Genomic DNA, 21546 nt, shown 5'->3' with positions numbered 1-21546 from the left:
TGGATAGGTGTAGTTATATGCAATATAATCAGACCTGTCAACTACAATTTTGAAATTATTTTATTTTTTTATTTTTGTTTTGTATATCTAATCTAGATCTTTCTTTCGTCGGTTATAATCATTGCAAAACTTCAGTTAAAATATAGTTAAATTTGCCATTAACATCTAATGCTCTTTATAATATATCCGCTGTTTAAATACCTATCTCAATCATAATTTATGTGTTCATCTACAATATTATGAATAATTTGTAGGTTTTTAATGGCATTTATATATTGATCAATTCCAAGGATAATTTTTTGAAGGTTTAGCTAAAGCTAAAGGTCGAGATATACGAAACGACAAATGAGGAGCTAGTATCGGTAGCCATTTTTGTTCTATTAGAACTTTATCAGCTTTGTTTATTATTTGTTTTCACATTAGGTGATAAATAGTTGATTCTAAATTTTCTTTAAGAATTATTCTCTAGTAAAACACTACATTTCCAAACGCCCAGCCTTTAAATTCAGTTCTTTTAAATCAAATTTTATATCGATTATTGCCCCCTCTTCTTCCCTATTTGCAATATCTAAAACACCGCAATGCTCCTCAACTATCCTTTTAACTATAGCAAGTCCTACCCCCATGCCTTTACTACTGGTTGTTACATAGCTTTCGGTAGCTTTACCTATTAGCTCAGGCGGGAATCCTTTACCGTTATCTATTACAATGACGCTAATAAAATCGTCTTTAGCATTTATAGTAACTTCTATTTTTCCGGCTTCTCGCCCTTCTATCGACTCTTCTGCGTTTTTCAATAAATTAATCATAACTTGATTTATTTGAGTAGCATCACACATAAAATCAAACTGATCTACATTAGATTCAAATTTATACAAAATATTATCATTAAGTAATTTACGTGCTTCAACGATGTGTTTAACTAAATAAACTAACTCACTTTTCGTAAATTTAGGAGCAGGAAGACGTGCAAAAAGAACAAATTCAGACACTATATTTTTAATATCGTTAGTATGGCGAATAATCATTTTCAAATAATTTTCAAATTCCGCTCTTTCTTTTATTTCCGGACTAAATTTCTTAAGCAGCCTTTCAGAAGCAAGCAAAATAGGAGTTAGCGGGTTTTTAATCTCATGAGCTACTTTTTTTGCAACATCCGACCAAACCATCGCCCGTTGGGCTATAACTAAATCACGTTGCTGGCGGGAAAGCTGCTTAATCATTCTATTAAATGCGGTATAAAGCGTTCCTATTTCGTCTTTATCCACTTCACTTTCAGACACTTGTACCGTTAAATCACCGTCTTTAACTTTGTCGGTTGCAGTAACTAATTTTTTAATAGGATTTACTATTTTAGCAGTAAATATGACCCCCAAAATTATAGCTACAAAAAGAAGTAACAAGGCAATAAAGATAAACATTATAGAGAACTTAATTTGTATATTATCTATTTCATTTTTAAGACTATTATACTCGGCAGCCGCTCCGTTAGTTGCGTCTATATGATCGATAATTTTATTATCTACTAATCTACCGACCAATAAATATACGTCATTATATTCTTTTAATTTAATCAGCATCCTTATTTTTGTCGGATCGGATTTTACTTCCACCGGTTCACCTAAATTAGCTTTTTTAATTAAATGTGCAGGAATAGTTGCAAATGATAGTGAAAAACTTAAATAACTATTAGCTACTATGGTATTGGTAGATTTATTTAAAACTATAGCTTCATCAAGCGAACGCATCTCCGCTTCGGTATTAAGCGTTTTAGTAAACAAAACAGGATTATGAATTAAATCGTAATACATATCGCCTAGATCTTCGGCAACGGCTAAAGCAGTTTCTTTTAGCTGTAGTTTATGCTCGGCAATATAAGATTCGGCAACTATTACGGATTGATCAAGAACCGTAGAAATCTTTTTATCAAACCAAACCTGAACACTGAGATTAAAAAAATAAACAGAAGATACCGAAACAATTATAGTTGGAATAGCAGCAACTAAACTGAAGGCAATTACAATACGATTTTGTAATTTAGAACTATCGTTATTATTATTTTTAGTAAAAAATTTTTGAGTTAGTAAAATACCTAAAATCAAAAAAATTGCTAAATCAACCAATAAAAATCCAATAATCGTACTAAAATTCTTCGATTCTAAAGATATTACATAAAAAGTAGCACAGGCAAAAATAACGGCAGACGCTATTAAAGTAAGAATTAGTACTCTACTAGAGAAATAAGAACGTAGATTTTGTTTAAGATAACTAAGCATAGATACTGTTTATATGACTATAACAGTTCTTTATAGCATAAAAAAAGCTAGAAATATAAATATTTCTAGCTTTAATTTGGTATAGAATTGTTTGAAATTTTATTCATCAAACATTTTTTTACGAGCAAATTTTCTTATTCTTCTCGCTGCTTCTTGCTCTTTACGAACTCGTTTCGCTGAAGGCGGTTCATAATAACGCTGTTCTTTCATCTTACGAAAATAAAGCTCTCTTTGTAGCTTTTTCTTAAAATTCTTAAGCGTATTATCACAATTACCGGCGTGAACATTTACTAGTATCACTAAAATTACTCTCCTTAAAAGATATTATAGATTTGGACAACAGCTTATATTATCTATATAATAAGTTATAATGTCAAGGTTAAAAATATGAACATTCAAGAAGAACACTATATCAAAAAATTAAGCTTTGTGCAATCTTTATTAGAATTATTACCGTTTAATGAATGGAATAGTAAGCTACTTGAAGAAGTAGAGGAAACATGCGGCTTTGCAAAAGGTTATGCTTTAATAGTTTTTCCAGAAGGTTTATCTGAAATAATAGAATTTTTTGAGAGCTATCTGGACAATATTCTGCTAGAAAATTTAGTCAAGATAGAGGAACCGGCAAAAATGAGAGAAAAAATATCCTTAGTCGTAAAGATTAGGGTTAAAACCGTGCTTCCTATTATTCATAGTAAGAATGCCACTTATTTTGCATTAAACCCAATGCAGGGAACTGAAGTTGCATTCCGTAGTTGTGATGTTATTTGGCGTTATGCCGGCGATAAATCTCTTGATTTTAATTACTACACTAAAAGAGGATTATTGCTCTCAGTTTATGTTTCATCTATTCTTTTTTATATCCAAGACGAATCGGACAATTATATTGAAACTGATAAATTCATTGAAACTTCTGTAGAGAATATAGTAAAAACTTTCTCACAGATGAAAAAATTACTCGACCCTTCAAATATTCCTATAGTTAGAATGTTTACGTAGATATAAGGAAAAATGATAACTTAGGTTGGCTTTACTCTATCATTTTACCAAAGTTAAGATAAACTTCTTATCCTAACTTTGCGTTACAATTAAGTTACAATATTGTTTTGATTCGATAATTCACATAATATGAAAACTCAAGTTATAGAAGAATGTTCTAATAAAGAACATGATAGAACATTAGTTAACAATCAAGCTATCCCTATAAGTTATTTCGGTAAGAATTCAAAAACAATAGAGATACTTTTCTCTGAGCTTGCTAAAACGTATACAAATAATTTAGATCTTCAGGAGAAGATAAATGATGACAAATATTATCCTTATACAACAGAAAAGAAATATGTAGGTTTAAAAGAAATCGCCTATAACGAAGAACAACAATATTTAGAAAAAGAGTTTATAGAAGAAACTAAACAAATCGAGCCGAAGCCAATATATACTTCTCCATCTAGGAAAAAATTAAAAACTTATGATGATATTTCTTTAGCAAAACCAATTTATATATCCAACCATTTAAATTATAACGTATGTATGAGGCAAATTAAAGGCTATGAGCCAATTTATAAAAAAGTACGGATAGAGAAAGAAGCGATAAAAAGTCGTACTGTTACTAAATGCAAGAATGTACCTGAATATAAGGAGATTCAAGTAAAAAAAATTTAATGAGGTGAGATATAATGAAGATATTAGTAGTACAAAGATAGCTATAAAGAATTTAATATTTAAAATTTGTGATTTTCTAGCTCTTATGAAAACTATTAATTTAGAGCAAAAACAAAAGCTTCCACTAAATTTAAGTAATAAAGTAGAAAGCGATGCTAAAGCACAGTGCCTTAACGATTTAACAAAATATACTGGGGTCGAAGTAATGTTTAAATATCTAAATGAAGAGTGGGAATATTTAGAATATGAAGCACAAATATTATCGGCTTATGAAGCTGAGACGATAGGTAATAACTAGTAGTAAGATGAATTGAGCTAGACAAAATTCTACATCATCTTTTAATAGACTTCTTGCGTAATTAAGCTTATGTGAGGAATTTGCAGGAGACACGAAACACAGGACCGCAACGTAGTAAATCTACGCGAGGGTCCGGCTATCTTCCCGACGTACAAATTACCGCTAGAGGTTAATTACGCAAGAAGTCTAATCTGTAATACATCTTACTACTTTCTTAAATACCTTAAAAATTCTTGTATTATTACCTCTCTTGCATATAATTAAGATATTTTTAAAAATAATTTCTAAAACAATGACAAATACTAAATATTATCCTGAGGTTAGCTCAAATGCAGATTTTGCAAGCTTAGAGCGAGAGATTCTAAAATTTTGGCAAGACAATGATATATTCCAAAAATCTATTGATGATAGGAATGGAGAGTCAGAATTTATTTTTTATGACGGACCACCCTTTGCAAACGGTTTGCCGCATTACGGTCACTTGCTTACCGGCTTTATTAAAGACGTATATACTAGATACCAAACCATAAAAGGTAAGAAAGTCGAGCGTCGCTTTGGCTGGGACTGTCACGGTCTTCCTGCTGAAATGCAATCAGAGAAAGAACTTGGCATTTCGGGGCGTCTTGCAATAACTAATTTCGGTATAGATAAGTTTAACGCTCATTGCAGAGCTTCAGTAATGAAATATGCCGGTGAGTGGGAGCAATACGTAATACGTCAAGCAAGATGGGTGGATTTTAAAAATTCTTATAAAACGATGGATAAGAATTTCATGGAATCCGTTCTTTGGGCATTTAAAGAACTATATAATAAAGGGCTATTATATGAATCTATGCGGGTGATGCCTTACTCGTGGACATGCGAAACACCGCTTTCTAATTTTGAAACAAGGCTTGATAATTCTTATCGTGAGCGGGCAGATAAAGCTGTAACGGTGAGTTTTGTACTATGTCATCCTAAAAACATAACCGATGTCATTCCCGCAAAAGCGGGAACCCAGGAAAAAATGGTTCCCCGACTACGCGGGGATGACATGGAATTTCGCGGGGATGGCATTAAAGGGGGTGGTGATTATAAAGAATATCGAATCCTTGCTTGGACGACGACGCCTTGGACATTACCGTCGAATCTTGCCTTAGCAGTAGGCAATGATATTGATTATGCGTTAGTTCCTAAAGAAAATATTTGTTATATAATAGCCATCTCTTCCGTCTCTAAATATACTAAAGAATTAGGGCTTAGCGGTGAAGAAAATTTTGAGATAATTAAAGGTTCGGAGCTTCAAGGATTGAGTTATAAGCCTTTATTCGACTATTTCAAGGATCATCCAAACAGCTTCAAGATATTTGCCGGCGATTTCGTGGTTGAGGGTGACGGCACAGGTGTTGTTCACATGGCTCCTGGCTTTGGGGAAGATGACCAAATACTTTGCGAATCAAAAGGCATCGAACTTGTTTGTCCTGTTGACAATAGCGGTAAATTTACCAAAGAAGTTCCTGGTTTAGAAGGCTTGCAAGTATTCGATGCAAATGACAAAATAATAATCAAACTGAAAGAGCAAGGAAATTGGATAAAAACCGAGCAGTATATTCATAATTATCCTCATTGCTGGCGAACAGATACGCCTCTTATATATAAGGCCGTTCCATCGTGGTATGTAAAGGTTACACAGTTTAAAGATAGAATGATAGAGTTAAATCAGCAAATAAATTGGATTCCACATCACGTTAAAGATAATTTATTCGGTAAGTGGCTTGAAAATGCCCGTGATTGGTCGATAAGCCGTAATAGATTTTGGGGAACGCCTCTGCCTGTATGGAAGTCTGATGATCCAAAACATCCACGTATAGATGTTTACGGCTCTATAGAGGAATTAGAGAAAGATTTTGGTGTTAAAGTTTCTGATTTACATCGCCCATTTATCGATGAATTGACAAGACCGAACCCCGATGATCCAACCGGTAAGTCAACAATGCGTAGAATCGAAGATGTATTTGATTGCTGGTTTGAAAGCGGCTCAATGCCATACGGGCAGGCCCACTACCCTTTTGACAATAAAGAGTGGTTTGAAGATCATTTTCCGGCTGATTTTATAGTTGAGTATTCAGCTCAAACGCGGGGTTGGTTCTATACTTTAATGGTGCTATCTACCGCTTTATTTGATCGTCCACCGTTTTTAAATTGTATATGCCACGGTGTAATTTTAGACGCTACCGGTCAAAAACTTTCAAAACGTCTTAATAACTATGCCGATCCGCTAGAACTATTTGATAAATACGGCTCGGATGCCTTAAGAGTTACGATACTCTCTTCAAACGTCGCTAAAGGTCAGGAGTTGCTAATCGATAAAGACGGAAAGATGGTATTTGATACGCTTCGCCTATTCATCAAACCTATTTGGAATACTTACCATTTCTTCACGATGTATGCTAATGCCGATTCGCTTAAAGGTAAGCAGGAGTTTAGCTCTAAAAACGTGCTTGATGTTTATATATTATCTAAGCTTAAAATAGCAGTAAGTAAGATTGAAGAGAGCTTAGATAATTTTGATACGCAAACAGCTTATTATGCAGTTTCAGAATTTTTTGAAGTATTGAATAATTGGTATGTAAGACGAAGCCGAGCAAGATTTTGGAAAAGCGAAAAAGATGCAGATAAGCAAAATGCTTATAATACTCTGTATTCATGTTTAGAGACCATGGCTATTGCGATGTCTGCACTAGTGCCTATGATTTCGGAAGCGATATATAAGGGGTTAACTGGGACGGTAAAAACCGAAATATGTCATCCCCGTGTAGGCGGGAATCCAGAAAAAAAACAAAATCATTCTGTGGTTGTTTCAGAATTTAATAAACAGATGCTGAAACAAGTTCAGTATGATAGGATGGATTCCCGCCTACGCGGGAATGACGTAGGTGACACCCTATCAGCGCCTCGCAATGATGAGACTAGCGTCCATCTATGCAACTACCCCAATCTCTCAAACTTTGAGGTAAATCATGAGCTGGTTGCTACTATGGATAACGTACTTGATATTTGCAGTAATAGCTTGTTTATCCGAAGCAGCGAAAATGTCAGAGTAAGGCAGCCGCTTGCTAGTATAACTATTATCAGTAAACATAATGATAAACTTAAAGATTTTGAAGATTTAATTAAAGATGAAATTAATGTTAGGGCAGTAATTTATCGTAATGATTTAGAGAATTATGCAAACAAAAAATTATCGATTAATTTCCCAATGCTTGGTAAACGTCTTCCCGCTAAAATGAAAGACATTATAGCCGCTTCTAAAAAAGGTGAGTGGGAAGCTACCGCTGGCGGTTTAGCTATATGCGGCGAGACTTTAAATAGTGATGAATATAAGCTAGTTTTAGAGCCATATTCACATATCAAAGGAGCAGCAAGTTTTGAGAATAATAGTAGTTTGTTAATACTTGATTTAGAGCTAACACCTGAGTTAATAGAAGAAGGATACGCAAGAGACGTTGTACGCTTCATACAACAAGCTCGTAAAGATGCTGATTTCTCTATAACTGACAGAATTTTAATTGATATAGATTTGCCAAAAATAACTAATATTTACGGCGACTTCATTAAAGGGCAAACCTTAGGCGAATTTGCTAAAGATTTTACTCCTGATCATATTAGTGAATTAGAATTAGGGAATCATCAAACACAGCTAAAGATTAAGAAAGTATAGTAAATAGTTAATTTACTTATATTTGGTTAATATCTTGTATTGATAATTTACCTTTATTACTATATAGTACTCACGCTATAAATTAATTTAAGGTAAATTATCATGAAAAAAAATCCTCTTTAGCTCCGGGGAAAAGGCTCTAAGATTAAAAGCCGCCTAGGAACTAATATCACGAAAACTACTAAAACAGAACATATAGTAACTCAAGAGTATCTAAAACAATATTTTGATACGCCTCATCCTACAGACGGAACAGCATTAAATATTATAGCTAGCTTAGATGATCCAAATTAAAATAAAATAAATCTTATAGGTAACCTTGTATTGGATGGAGCAAATAAATACAAAGCATTGGAATTTGCACTTAAAAACAATAATAAACAAGTTGATTATTTAATTGAACATCTTAATATTGATATAATGGACTCAATACGAAATAAAAATTTAACTTTAGTAAAGTATTTTATTGAGGAAAAAAGAAGCGATGTTAAGTCGCACCTCCATTTTACAGACGTGGATATTAAAAGGCTATACGTTCAATAAGAGTTCCGATGACTTTATCATGAATATCCAATGACTTGGAAAAACAAATTGTTTTACGTGTCAGTCTTTTGCATCTTGTTCTAAGATTTAAGTTACCCCGTTCTATCCGTTGAGTATATTTTTTACTAACAATGTGTTTTTTGGGATCTAATAACCTAGCATAACTTCCCCATCCATCTGTAAAGTAAAAAGTAACCTTAAAATCCTCCGGTTTTTTTCAGTAATGATTCTGATGTGCTATCACATCTTGTACCAAAAGTATAAGCAACTACTTTTAACAAAATCTTATCCAAAGAATACCAAAGCCATCTTTGTTTGGATTTATTCTGTACATAAGACCATTGTTCATCTATTTCAGGAGCAATAATTACTTCTATCGTATTGATAGAATGATTTATCTTTTTTAACGCTAGATTTTTTTAAAACACGGATAACCGTATTGATACCCACTTTTAATACTCTTACTGTATCCCTAACTCCAGAGCCATTGATTGACATATCTACTATCTGAGCCTTGACTCCAGGCTTAGAGGCATTATTAATATATTACAGTTAAAAATATCGATTACACTGCTTGCATTGATATCTCTGTTGTTTTGAAATTGAATATCCCGCCTTTACTACTTTTTCTGTGTCGTTATAATATCTACACTTAACATCTATTCTTGATCTACACTTAACATCTATTCTTGCCATAACTCCTTAACTATAATTCTCTCTTATTACTGTTTGAGGATTATATACTATTCATGCTAAGCTGCAATACGGGGGCAGGACCCGATGTTAATGCTACTTATTTTGGTTCTAATCTACTAAGCCTTGCCGCCGGTTTGGCAGAACCTCACAAAACAGATATTACATATTATCTTTCAATAAAAGGAGTAACTTATTTAAACATAACCTTAGAGGAAGCAAAGCAAGCCGGTCAAAATGCAACTAATCTTCGCAAGCAAATCTTTTTTAAAGCAATAAACGAAGACAAACTTGAAGTAATTAAAAAATTTGTTGAAATATATGGTTTTGATGTTAATACTGAATATTATTCTAACACACCGTTAAGTACCGCAATTAATTTAAAAAGTAAAAAAGAAGTTGTAAAGTGTCTTATCTCTAAAAAAGCTGATACAAATGCTGCTATGTCAGTAGTAGCTACAGAAGGCAATCTAGACGGAATTAAACTATTATTAAATGCAGGAGCAAAAATTAACGATACTGATAATGAGTCACCTTTAATGCTTGCATCGGAACATAGACACGTCTCAGTAGTTAAATATTTACTCGAACACGGTGCTGACTATAATGTCAAAGGATGGGAAAGAGATAACTTAAATAGTGATGTATCGTCTCAACTAACTAAAATCACTGAGATTTCTACATTGTGTAAAAAAGCTAACAATACTAATACTCAAAAAATATTAGATAAAATATCACTAACCAGTATCTCATCAAATTATGACGGATATAGGAATTTATCACCGGAACAAATAGAGTAACAATTCTCTAAATTCAAAAAGCAACTAAAGCAAGATTTACAAAATTTTGTAGAAATTAACGCACTATTAGAAGATTATTCTAGCGGGAGAAAAACTCAAATAAATACATATATTGTAGTAGATGACGAGGGTTATGTTTCTGACCATAAATTTAAAACTATAGATGAAGCACCTAAACCAATAAAATAGATTCTAGATTAGAGCATACCCCTTCTCAATCAGGTATATTCAATACTTTTTCTCTTGAGGAGCTTAATAAGCTCGATGAAAATCAAACTTCTCTAGGCGATGATATAAAAAATACAAAAAATATATTTAACTCTGGGTTTGAAGGTTAGCTCAATTTGATTTCTGCAATAAGATTACTTTGTTTCATGACTCTTATGTCATTCTCGCGAAAGCGGAAATCCAGTTAAAAACACAACATTATAGTATTTTAAGTTGTTTTTATGGATATTGTAGTCAAGCCATGGTATGACACCCAGTGCGTTTTTAGAGCCACGCGACAAGACCAATAATAAGAAAGACACATTCGCGACAAAGCTTAAAATTTACAGCTGAAAAGAAAAAAATACTGTCTCTGCTATAATTTTTTTAAATTCAAATTATAAAAATAAAATAGAGGACCTCTTGCACATTTATTGGATACACATATATTACCACGAAACATGGTTATCCCATTTAATGGTAATATATATTTTTATAAAAAATCTAATTATCATATAGAGGGAATATGTCTAATCCACATCTTACGAAAGGAAGTAGTCATTTTAAGACTGGTAGGTATAAAGAAGCTATAGAAGTTTACGGCAAAATAGGTAAAAGTAGTAAATCTTATCCTTATGCTCTGTTTAATATAGGAAAGTGTTACTTTAAACAAGAAAAATTTATAGAAGCTATAAAATATTATAGCCAGATCCCTAATAACCACTCACTTTATAAAAGTGCTTTATTTAATTGCGGTAGTTCTTTTTACAATCTAGATAAATGCCCTAAAGCTATAGAAATGTATAGTAAAATACTTAAAAGCTCTAATTATTATCAAGAGGCACAATATTATTTAGGAGAGTATCATTTTAAAGCTATGGAAATGTCTGATAAGGTAGACAAATCAACGATTTCATATATTGAGAAAAATTTTAACTTAATTGAATATATATCCTCGAGGAAGAAACTAACTTTAATATTTTATGTATTGGACAAAGTTTTGACTTAATTAATATGGAGATATCTGAATAAATGAATATAGTAAACTGCTTTCTATAGTTGCATGGGTAGGCTTTTCCCTCATTGCGAGAAAGCGTTGTTGCGTGAACACTTATGTCATTCCTGCGAAAGCAGGAATTTATCATAAAGCGAGATGAATCGAGCTTTTAATTTTAAAAATTTACTATATTTATACTTTTTTTCTGGGTTCCCGCTTTCGTAGGAATGACACCCGGTGCGTTTTTAGAGCCACGCGACAATACCCGCTCGCAATGGCGATATGATAGTATATCAAGCAAACTCCAATAATATCTGTCCTCTTACAACATTATCCTTTTCATTTACAAAAATCTTGGCTATTTTTCCGTCTCTTTCGGCAAGAAGTAGATTTTCCATTTTCATAGCAGTTAAAACCATAATTTCTTGTCCTGCTATTACTTGCTGTCCTTCTTTTACCTTTATCGCAACAATTTGACCACTTAGAGGCGCTACAAGTTCGGGGTTTTCTTCTACCACTACTTTTGAGACCATCAATGCTTCAAGTTCGGATATACGGGGAGAGCGTACAAATGCTTTTACGCTAATACCTGCATGTGATAATAGATAACCGGTTCTGATATTCTCAATTTTCACATTTGTCTTTTTGCCATTAATTATAGCTGTAAAAAGTTCATTACCTAAATTCCAGTTACTACGAATATATATTCGGTCGCTTTCGTGACGTATATTATAGCCGTTTTCAACAGGTGTAATTAAGACGGGAAATAGTTTATCATCAATAGTTACCACCCACCTTGTACCTATTTTGTTAGCCTGATTGTTAATATTACCGGAAATTAAAGAAGCCCGTCTTTGTTCCGATATATAAATAAAAATAGACGTTGCTAAAAATACGGTAGTTACTTCTGAAGTTAGACTTGCCCCTGAAAAACCATCCGGATATTCTTCTTGGATAAAAGCAGTAGAAATATTACCGCTAACAAAGCGAGGATGCAGCATTACTGCTTCTAAGAAACTGATATTATGAGAAATACCGTTAATGATATACGAGCTTAAAGCAGAACGCATGACCTCGATTGCCTCTTCTCGCGTTTCACCGTAAGTACATAATTTTGCAATCATCGAATCATAAAACATACTTACTTCACCGCCAAGCCCGATACCTGTATCTATCCGGATATTAGGACTCTTTGCAGGTTCGGAATAAGCAGTAATTCTACCGCTAGACGGCAAGAAACCTCGACTTGGATTCTCAGCACAAATTCGTGACTCAAATGCCCATCCTTTTAATTTTACGTCATCTTGGGTAAATGATAATTCTCTACCTGCAGCAATTTTTATCATCTCTTCAACGATATCTACGCCGGAAATTAATTCGGTAACAGGATGCTCAACTTGCAGTCTTGTATTCATTTCTAAAAAATAGAAATTTTTATCATTGTCTACTATGAACTCAACTGTACCTGCCGAATAATATCCAACTTTTTGAGATAAAGAGATTACCTGCCGATACATTTCTTGTCTTATATCTTCGGTGATAACGGAGCTAGGTGCTTCTTCAATCACCTTTTGATGATGACGTTGTATAGAACATTCACGCTCTCCAAGACATACGCTATTACCATACTGATCGGCAAGCAGCTGAATTTCGATATGCCGGGGCGTCTGAATCAATTTCTCAATAAATAATCTATCATCACTAAAACTATTCCCTGCTTCAAGCTTTGCCGATTCAAAGGCATTTGCCATTTCAGCGGGATTATTCACCACTCTCATACCACGCCCGCCACCACCGGCGGCGGCTTTCACTATTACCGGGAAGCCTATTTCTTTCGCAATATCTATCGCTTGTTTAATGTCATTTATAGCTCCCATATAACCGGGAACTGTACTAACGCCCGCCTCTATTGCAATTTTCTTTGCTTCGATTTTATCACCCATTTTCTTAATGGTTGTAGCACTAGGACCTATTAAAACTACTCCTTCTCTTTTGAGAATATTGGCAAAATTCGGATTTTCCGATAAAAAACCGTATCCTGGATGTACTGCACTTGCTCCACTTTCGCGAATCGCCGAAATAATATTTTTAATAGACAAATAACTTTCTGTTGCAGGGGAATCACCTATATAGTAAGCTTCATCCGCATGTTGTACATACATTGAATTGGTATCGGCTTCCGAGTACACAGCAACCGACTTTATACCCATATTTTTTAAGGTGCGTATTATCCTAACGGCGATTTCGCTACGGTTAGCAATTAAAATTTTATCAAATAATGATTTAGTCATAGTTTTTTGTATCCTAATGTCATCCCGTGGTTTGACCACGGAGTATTGTGTCACAGGCTGTATTCTGAGATCCCGTGGTCAAGCCACGGGATGACAGCTAAAGCGGCAAATTATCATGTTTCTTCCAAGGTAATTCTACTTTTTTAGTACGCAAGAAATTTAACGCTTTACATATTCTCCATCTAGTATTTTGCGGTCTTATAATATCATCCAAATATCCCCTAGATGCCGCAACAAAAGGTGAAGTTACTACTTTTCTATATTCATCGATTTTTTGTTTTTTAGCTTCAGGGTCTTTACATTCTTCCTTAAATATTATTTCGGCCGCCCCCTCTGCACCCATAACGGCGATTTCAGAATTAAACCAAGCATAATTTATATCACCTCTAAGATGCTTAGAATTCATAACTATGTAAGCACCTCCATAAGCCTTACGGGTAATTACGGTAATTTTTGGTACCGTAGCTTCCGCATAAGCATATAAGAGCTTAGCACCGTGCTTAATAATACCATCATGCTCTTGAGATGTACCGGGTAAGAATCCAGGTACATCAACAAGGCTTACTATAGGAATATTAAAAGCGTCACAAAATCTAATAAATCTTGCTGCTTTTCTTGAGGCGTTTATATCTAAACATCCTGCTAAATGCAAAGGCTGATTAGCAACAAAACCTACCGGATAGCCTTCCATATAGCCAAAGCCAATAATGATATTCTTAGCAAAATCAGGTTGTAATTCAAAAAATTCCCCCTCATCAACTATACGCTCAACAAGCTCTTTCATATCATAAGGCTTATTAGGAGTGTTAGGTATTAACGTACTAAGAGACATATCGACTCTATCGGCAGGATCAACAGTCGAACGAACGGGAAGAGGACTACGATTGGATGACGGCAAGAAATTAAAGAACTTACGAATTTCGAGCAATGCTTCTATATCATTGTTGAATGCAAGATCGGCAACACCGCTTTTAGTAGTATGCATCCTAGCACCACCTAGTTTTTCTTGGCTTACTTCTTCACCGGTAACGGTTTTTACTACATCAGGACCGGTTACAAACATATAAGAACTATTCTTAACCATAAATATAAAATCGGTTAAGGCAGGAGAATATACCGCACCGCCGGCACAAGGTCCCATAATTAAAGTAATTTGCGGGATAACACCAGAAGCTAAAACATTACGCTGAAATAATTCACCATATCCGGCGAGAGCGTCAACCCCTTCTTGAATTCTTGCTCCCCCTGAGTCGTTAATACCGATTACGGGAGCACCGGTTGCTATAGCTTGATCGATAATATCGCAGATTTTCTTAGCATGATATTCGCCGAGAGAGCCCCCGAGTACGGTAAAATCTTGGCTATAAATAAATACCAACCTACCGTTTATCGTACCGTGTCCCGTTACAACGCCGTCACCCAGAAACTTTTTATCCTGCATCCTGAAATTATCGCATCTATGTGCTACAAACATACCTGTTTCGGTAAAGCTATTCGGATCTAATAATACTTCTATCCGCTCTCGTGCGGTTAATTTACCTTTTTGATGTTGTGCGTTGATCCTAGCTTCACCACCCCCTTGCCTTGCAATATTTTTTCTTTCATCCAGTAGCTCAGGAGAGATTATATTACTTTGATTCATAGATATTTATAGTTTTATTTTCAAAATACCCATAATATAATATATTAATGCTAATGTGAAAAGATAATTATTTATGTCGTCTACCGAAGATACTAAAGAAAAACCGAAAAAAGCCAAACCGGCAGCTAAATTTAATAATTTATCAACTGCTTTAAAAAGGAATTTACAAAGAAGGAAGAACTTGACAAAAAAAACTAATGAAGAAAAAATTGATACTGTAATAGATAAATAATCTTTAGGGTAATAAAGTATGAGCTTACATGAAGTAATAATTAAAATCAGTAAAATTTTTTCTCTTTTTATTCCCAAACAAGACACAGGAGAATCTAATAATGATATTCCTGCTAATAGAGAAGCAATGTGTGATTATTATGAAGATTTAAATAATCCTCATTAAAAAGTATTTATCCGTAGCAATTTAACATATTAATATAAATTGCTAAAATTTGGATAGTTTAGGTTTTGTTGCGTAGATACCTTAACCGTCATTGCGAGTAGGGACATAGTCCCGACGTGGCAATCTTGTCAAGCATCCTGAGATTGCTTCGTCAAAATTTTCAATTTTTTCTCGCAATGACGTTTTGAATCTAAAAAAATTGACATTTAAAATATTTTATATCATGGACACAAACAAATTATATCTTTTCAAAGATAGGCGATTCTTACCAAATTTTATAATACAATTAGGCGGTTGTCTTAACGATAATATATTAAAAAATGCTCTAGTAATCCTTATAACTTATGGTGTTGCCGGTTCTTTAAGTAAATATAATAATCTACTAGTTTTAATTGCTAATGCTACTTTTGTATTACCTTTTATAATATTCGCAAGTATAGCAGGACAAATTGCTGATAAATACGAACGTGCAAATCTTATTAAAATTATCAAGATTTGTGAAATCGGTATAATTGCCTTTGCAATTTATGGATTTCATCATAATAATCTGCTAATTTTGTTTTGTTCTATTTGCTTAATGGGTATACATTCCACTTTTTTTGGTCCGATCAAATATAGCGTATTACCCGATCATCTAAATAAAGATGAACTACTTGGAGCTAACGGCTTTGTTGAAGCCGGAACTTTTATTAGTATTTTTATCGGTACTATAATTGGTAGCTATTATACAATCAGCAATAATTTTATAATTTACTCCTTAATTACCATCGCCTTTCTCGGCTTCATTACAAGCCTTTTTACACCAAAATCTAAAAATGCAAATCGTGATATTAAAATAAATTTTAATATCATAGATGAAAGCATAAATATGATTAAATATGCTAAGGCGAAAAAACAGATATATTTAGCTATACTTGGTATTTCATGGTTTTGGTTTATCGGAGCTGCTATAATTTCACAAATACCTTTACTTGCTAAGATAACTTTTAAAGCCGATGAGAATGTTGCTAACTTATTTTTAGCGGTTTTCTCCCTTGGTGTTGGTGTCGGGTCGTTTTTATGTAGCAAAATATTTGAAGATGAAATTACCGTTAAATATCTATTTATTTCGGCACTAGGTATTAGTATTTTCGGTATCGATTTATTCTTTGCAAGTAGAATTAGTTCAGTTAACTCCGAACCTACTCAGTTAAAAAGTATTTTGGTATTTTTGTCTAAAAGGCATAATTGGCGAATAGTTATCGATTTATTTTTCTTAGCAGCAATAGGTGGATTATATATCGTTCCCCTTTTTGCAATATTACAGCATTACGCAAACCCTGCTCATCGTAGCCGAATTATTGCTGTTAACAATCTTATAAATTCCATTTTCATGGTGGGATCAACAATTATTCTATCTCTATTATTTTATCTAAATTTCACTATACCTTGGATTATATTATTTATTAGCCTAGCTAATATAGTTGTCACTATATATATTTATCGCTTAATACCTGAGGTTAAAATTATTCCGTTTAAACTATTGCGAAAAATATTCCAAATCTGTTTTGATCTTATGTATAAGGTTGAAGTTAAAGGACTTGAAAATTTTCAAAAAGCAGGTAAAAAAGTAGTTGTTGTTGCTAATCATATTTCATATCTTGACCCTCCCCTAATCGCTACTTACCTAAAGGAAGAAATGACTTTTGCAATTAGTCCCGATATACAAAAAATATGGTGGATTAAGCCGTTTTTACGTATGGCAAAAACTTTGCCGGTTGATCCAAGTAATCCAATGGCAATAAAGACTTTAGTAAAAGAAGTACAAAGAGACCAGAAAGTAGCTATCTTTCCTGAAGGTAGAATAAGCGTTACCGGCTCTTTAATGAAAATTTACGAAGGTCCGGGAATGATTGCCGATAAAGCCGGTGCTACCGTTTTACCAGTTAGAATAGATGGAACTCAATTTACTCATTTATCAAAATTAAAAAATATATTAAAAAGAAAAATATTTCCTAAAATTACTATAACCATTTTACCGCCGGTAAAATTTGCTAATATGGATGCCGCAAGTAATCAAGAGCGACGCAGTTATATAGCCAGAACTCTTTATGATATCATGGCTGAGATGGTGTTTGAAAGTTCGGACTATAAAAATACTTTATTCTCATCTCTTATAGAAGCTGCTAAAATTCATGGGTTTAAGAAAAAAATAGTTGATGATTTTGAAAATAATGCGGTTACTTATCGAGATTTAATATTAAAATCTTTTATTCTAGGTGATTTAATCAAAACGAACAACATCTTTGGCAGAAATTTAGGCTTAATGTTACCTAATACCACGAATACGTTAATTGCTTTTTATGCTATGCAATCTATCGGTTATGTTCCTGCTATAATTAATTGGAGTAGCGGCATAGGTACTATTATTAACTGCTGTAAACTTGCACAAATTAAAGTAATTTACACTTCAAAACAATTTATCGAGAAAGCAAATTTACATGAATTAATAACTAACTTATTAGATTTCGGTATTAAAATAATATATTTAGAGGATTTTAACAATCAGATTAGTACAGCTTTGAAACTAAAAGCAAAAATAGGAAGTTATTTTGCACAAACTTATTACAATTATTTTTGTCGTAATCGTGATGACAAAAAACCGGCCGTAATAATTTTTACTTCAGGTACTGAAGGTGAACCTAAAGCCGTATTACTATCTCACAGAAATTTACAAACTAATAGATATCAAATAACTGCTAAAGTACCTTTTAGCCCTGAAGATATAGTATTTAACTCCTTACCTTTATTTCATTGTTTCGGTCTTGGAGGTGCAATTATTACAACTTTAAACGGTATTAAGCTGTTTCTATACCCCTCTCCGCTAAATTATCGCAGTATTCCTGAAATTATATATGATGTCGGAGCAACTATATTAATTTCTACAGATACTTTTTTAAACGGTTATGCTAATTACGCTCACCCATATGATTTTTACTCATTACGCTATATATTTGCCGGTAGCGAAAAATTAAAAGAATCTACAAGACAATTTTGGCTTAATAAATACGGTATACGTATTTTTGAAGAATATGGGATTACAGAAGCCGCACCTATTATAGCTTGTAATACCCCTATGCATAATAAAGCAGGCACAGTCGGAAGATTATTACCGAAAATTGATTATAAACTTGAGAAAGTAGAGGGAATAAATGAAGGAGGCCGTTTATTCATTAAAGGTCCTAATATCATGCTTGGTTACTTGGACTTAGAAGGTCACCATACTTATAAAGAATGGTACGACACAGGCGATATAGTCAAAATCGATTCTGAAGGATATATAACAATTTTAGGACGTTTGAAACGCTTTGCTAAAATAGCGGGGGAAATGATACCTCTTACAAAAATTGAAGAGCTTGCAAGTGAAATTGACCCTGACTCTCTGCATGCTGCTATTTCTGTCCCCGACAAAACACACGGGGAAAAGATTATTTTATTTACTACCGGCTCCGGTGTAAATAGTGAAAACTTTGCAGATGTCGTATCTAAAGCTCAAATTTCTTTACTACATTTACCGAGAGTAATTATTATCGATTCAGAAATACCTCTGCTTGCAAACGGTAAGATAGACTATCTTGAAATGCTGAAAAACCACTAGTGTCACCCCGTGGCTTGACCGATGTCGTTGCATGGATACCCGAGTCGTCATTGCGAGCGGCCGTAGGCGTTGTTGCATAGCTCGTTTATGTCATTCCCGCGAAAGCGGGAATTCAGTAATTTAAAGGTTATACACAATAGGTTTTCAAAATTGAAAGCTCAATTTATCTCGCTTTTTTTTGGATCCCCGCCTACGCGAGGATGACATAGAGTAGGTTTTTTGAGTCATGCAATAAGACCGCAACCGTAGGCTGTGTGGCAATCTAGGAAAAATAATAAAAATGCTGTAAATTAGCATTTTTAACTGGATTGCTTCGTCGCATTACTGAGTAATTCTTCTCGCAAAGACGGAAAAACCGACCCACACAATAACGCTGGTCAAGCCACGGGGATTACATTTATTTTTCTTTTGATTAGACCTCTTGCATAACGCAGCCAATAAAGAGAAATTTGAAGAAAACATAGAACGCAGAACCGCAGCGTACACATTAGTACGTGAGGATTCGAGTACCGGATTGACGTACAAATTACCTTTAGAAGCAAGTTATGCAAGAGGTATATTATTGATAGCAGCATTTAAAGCTAATTTAAACCACTTGCCTAATAACTCTTGATCTTCCATAATTTCAGGTAACACCTTCCAATATGATAGAGTTACAAGTTTACCTTTACTTTGATATACAAATGGCTCAGAACCGAAAGATTGAAAATATTCATAAGTGCTTGGATCTGACTTAAAATATAATTCATTGCTCATAATAATTCCTATCATAACACCACCCTTATATATACCATATCCACCAAACATTGGACGAACGGTTACTGAATAATATGGTTCTAACATTTCTTTGACATATTCAGTAAATTCATTTTTGTTCATAATAATTGCTTTAAATACAACAAACTATAGATAAATACCCCTATTATAATGACAATTGGAGTTAAAGGTAGGTCAAAATAGAAAGAGATAAGTGCGGCACAAAAATTAATAAATAAAGAAATAAGAACTGATATTATAATCATCTGAGAGGGGGCGTATGCTATAAATCGTGCAATCATTGCTGGAATAAGTAAAATAGCGGTGACCATAAGTGCTCCGACAATCTTTATAGCAGAAAATACGGACAATGAGAGAAGAAGTAAGAATATTAGCTCAATAATATTAACCTTTAAGCCTTTTATGACTGCAATATCCCTATTGATAATGATAAGGAGAATTTGGTTATAAAAATATACTAAAAAGCTTATAATGGTTACTAGTACTATCCCTAGTATAATTAAATCATTAAAAGATACGGATAAAATATCTCCAAACAGTAAATTTACTATATTATTCTGTGAAGAAGTAAAATAATTGATAACTAAAGCAACAGCCAGCATAAAGCTAGAGATTAAATTGATAACTACATTTTTTTCAGAATTATTTTTAAAGATAAACACAAAAAGAGAAAAAAGAATTGCAACGATTAATCCTGAATATATTAGCGGGAAATGTGCTATGATACTAATGCTAGCTGCTAAAAAACTACTATGAGCAAGCCCATCGCCGAAATATATATAACGTTTCCATAATGCAATACAGCCAAGGGGAGCAAATATGCAGCTAATTAAAATTAAGGCTAGTATTATAAGAAGCATCTATATATTATAAAAATTATGTCTTCAATCGATAAAAAAGAATTAGAAAAATTTGAGAAAATTTCTCATAATTGGTGGAATAAAGACGGGGAATTCGGTATCTTACACCGCATAAACCCTATTCGCCTTGAATATATAATAGAGAAAATAACATCTCATTACAATAATATTTCTAATTTAGAAATCATTGACGTCGGTTGCGGTGGAGGGTTGATTGCAACGCCTCTAGCGGCTCAAGGGTTTAACGTTACGGCTATTGATGCCTTGCAAGGCAATATTGAAACGGCAACCGCTTATGCTAAGGAAAACAGTATAAAGATAAATTATTTACAATCTACTATAGAAGAATTAAAAAGCGATAGGCTATATGATGTGGTAATTTGTCTTGAGGTTATTGAGCATGTAGAAAACGTGCAGCAATTTATACTGAATCTAGTGAAACATATTAAGCCAAACGGTATAGCAATAATCTCTACGATTAACCGCACTAAAAAAGCATATTTGCTTGGTATAATAGCAGCTGAATATATTTTAGGCTGGGTACCGAAAAATACTCATGATTGTAATAAATTTCTGAAACCGTCAGAAATATATGAAATTCTTATGGATACCGATGTTGAAATTAAAGAGCTGAAAGGTTTGGTATATGATATGGCTAAGAATGAGTGGAAATTAAGCGATAATATAGATGTGAATTATTTTATGTGTTTGGGGAGAAAAACGCATTCGGTGCCCAGTATCTTTTAATGTCATCTCGCGACTTGAT

18 protein-coding genes and 1 pseudogene are annotated in these 21546 nt (G+C 33.6%); 10 read left to right on the top strand and 9 right to left on the bottom strand.

The annotated features are described in order from the left end of the window. Positions 1-476: 476 nt before the first annotated feature. Together AAGD46_RS02490 and rpsU are read right to left on the bottom strand one after the other, a co-directional pair. Positions 477-2276: a PAS domain-containing sensor histidine kinase gene (locus AAGD46_RS02490; RefSeq protein WP_341787636.1), complete on the bottom strand. Its 1800-nt coding sequence runs from the start codon at positions 2274-2276 to the stop codon at positions 477-479. A 99-nt stretch (positions 2277-2375) separates the two neighbouring features. After that, on the bottom strand, positions 2376-2576 hold the full coding sequence (gene rpsU / locus AAGD46_RS02485; RefSeq protein ID WP_341787635.1) for a 30S ribosomal protein S21: 201 nt from the start codon (positions 2574-2576) through the stop codon (positions 2376-2378). A gap of 87 nt (positions 2577-2663) precedes the next feature. On the opposite strand from rpsU, the gene AAGD46_RS02480 reads away from it, so the two are divergent. The 4 genes from AAGD46_RS02480 to ileS all read left to right on the top strand — a co-directional run bounded on the left by AAGD46_RS02480 (position 2664) and on the right by ileS (position 7936). Continuing rightward, on the top strand, positions 2664-3275 hold the full coding sequence (locus AAGD46_RS02480; protein WP_341787634.1) for a COQ9 family protein: 612 nt from the start codon (positions 2664-2666) through the stop codon (positions 3273-3275). A 129-nt stretch (positions 3276-3404) separates the two neighbouring features. Further along, positions 3405-3938, top strand: a complete 534-nt coding sequence (locus AAGD46_RS02475; RefSeq protein WP_341787633.1) for a hypothetical protein — start codon at positions 3405-3407, stop codon at positions 3936-3938. 4 nt (positions 3939-3942) lie between these two features. Continuing rightward, positions 3943-4236 carry a hypothetical protein gene (locus AAGD46_RS02470; protein ID WP_341787632.1) on the top strand — a complete coding sequence of 98 codons (294 nt, stop codon included), beginning with the start codon at positions 3943-3945 and terminating at the stop codon, positions 4234-4236. A gap of 292 nt (positions 4237-4528) precedes the next feature. Then, on the top strand, positions 4529-7936 hold the full coding sequence (gene ileS, locus AAGD46_RS02465; RefSeq protein WP_341787631.1) for an isoleucine--tRNA ligase: 3408 nt from the start codon (positions 4529-4531) through the stop codon (positions 7934-7936). Positions 7937-8525: 589 nt separating this feature from the next. Here the strand turns inward: ileS and AAGD46_RS08735 are convergent. The 3 genes and pseudogenes from AAGD46_RS08735 to AAGD46_RS08725 form a co-directional block, all read right to left on the bottom strand. After that, positions 8526-8621: pseudogene (locus AAGD46_RS08735) on the bottom strand (IS1 family transposase); the annotation flags it as partial. 55 nt (positions 8622-8676) lie between these two features. Next, a complete protein-coding gene (locus AAGD46_RS08730; RefSeq protein WP_410525963.1) occupies positions 8677-8832 on the bottom strand; it encodes an IS1 family transposase in 156 nt (51 codons plus the stop codon). A gap of 1 nt (position 8833) precedes the next feature. Beyond that, positions 8834-8977, bottom strand: a complete 144-nt coding sequence (locus tag AAGD46_RS08725) for an IS1-like element transposase (RefSeq protein WP_341786690.1) — start codon at positions 8975-8977, stop codon at positions 8834-8836. A gap of 251 nt (positions 8978-9228) precedes the next feature. Here AAGD46_RS08725 and AAGD46_RS02450 point away from each other — a divergent pair, with 251 nt between their 5' ends. Further along, complete coding sequence (locus tag AAGD46_RS02450) at positions 9229-9972, top strand: ankyrin repeat domain-containing protein (RefSeq protein ID WP_341787629.1); 744 nt, start codon at positions 9229-9231, stop codon at positions 9970-9972. 733 nt (positions 9973-10705) lie between these two features. Further along, positions 10706-11188 (top strand): tetratricopeptide repeat protein, encoded by a 483-nt coding sequence (locus AAGD46_RS02445; protein ID WP_341787628.1) that lies wholly within the window; start codon positions 10706-10708, stop codon positions 11186-11188. 281 nt (positions 11189-11469) lie between these two features. Here the strand turns inward: AAGD46_RS02445 and AAGD46_RS02440 are convergent, their stop codons facing one another. Further along, positions 11470-13467, bottom strand: a complete 1998-nt coding sequence (locus AAGD46_RS02440; RefSeq protein WP_341787627.1) for an acetyl/propionyl/methylcrotonyl-CoA carboxylase subunit alpha — start codon at positions 13465-13467, stop codon at positions 11470-11472. A 97-nt stretch (positions 13468-13564) separates the two neighbouring features. Next, complete coding sequence (locus AAGD46_RS02435; RefSeq protein WP_341787626.1) at positions 13565-15109, bottom strand: acyl-CoA carboxylase subunit beta; 1545 nt, start codon at positions 15107-15109, stop codon at positions 13565-13567. Positions 15110-15182: 73 nt separating this feature from the next. On the opposite strand from AAGD46_RS02435, the gene AAGD46_RS02430 reads away from it, so the two are divergent. From AAGD46_RS02430 to AAGD46_RS02420, 3 genes are all read left to right on the top strand, one after another. Beyond that, entirely contained in the window at positions 15183-15341 is a 159-nt protein-coding gene (locus tag AAGD46_RS02430; protein ID WP_341787625.1) for a hypothetical protein, read from the top strand. Positions 15342-15359: 18 nt separating this feature from the next. Continuing rightward, positions 15360-15506 carry a hypothetical protein gene (locus AAGD46_RS02425; protein ID WP_341787624.1) on the top strand — a complete coding sequence of 49 codons (147 nt, stop codon included), beginning with the start codon at positions 15360-15362 and terminating at the stop codon, positions 15504-15506. Positions 15507-15729: 223 nt separating this feature from the next. Further along, the gene (locus AAGD46_RS02420) at positions 15730-19143 is read left to right on the top strand and encodes an acyl-[ACP]--phospholipid O-acyltransferase (RefSeq protein ID WP_341787875.1); all 3414 of its coding nucleotides are present in this window, start codon (positions 15730-15732) and stop codon (positions 19141-19143) included. 543 nt (positions 19144-19686) lie between these two features. Here AAGD46_RS02420 and AAGD46_RS02410 read toward each other — a convergent pair. Both AAGD46_RS02410 and AAGD46_RS02405 read right to left on the bottom strand, forming a co-directional pair. Then, positions 19687-20022, bottom strand: a complete 336-nt coding sequence (locus AAGD46_RS02410) for a TfoX/Sxy family protein (protein WP_341787622.1) — start codon at positions 20020-20022, stop codon at positions 19687-19689. Beyond that, the gene (locus AAGD46_RS02405; protein WP_341787621.1) at positions 20019-20780 is read right to left on the bottom strand and encodes a metal ABC transporter permease; all 762 of its coding nucleotides are present in this window, start codon (positions 20778-20780) and stop codon (positions 20019-20021) included. Before AAGD46_RS02405 ends, AAGD46_RS02410 begins: the two co-directional genes overlap by 4 nt. 18 nt (positions 20781-20798) lie before the next feature. Here AAGD46_RS02405 and ubiG point away from each other — a divergent pair, with 18 nt between their 5' ends. Next, positions 20799-21527, top strand: coding sequence for a bifunctional 2-polyprenyl-6-hydroxyphenol methylase/3-demethylubiquinol 3-O-methyltransferase UbiG (gene ubiG / locus AAGD46_RS02400; RefSeq protein ID WP_341787620.1), 729 nt, complete (start codon positions 20799-20801; stop codon positions 21525-21527). The last annotated feature ends 19 nt before the right edge of the window (positions 21528-21546 follow it).

It is taken from the genome of Rickettsia endosymbiont of Cantharis rufa (assembly GCF_964026445.1).
Classification (GTDB): Bacteria; Pseudomonadota; Alphaproteobacteria; order Rickettsiales; family Rickettsiaceae; genus Rickettsia.
The sequence above is the reverse complement of the archived record's forward strand: the minus strand, read 5'-3'. Positions and strand labels throughout refer to the sequence as shown.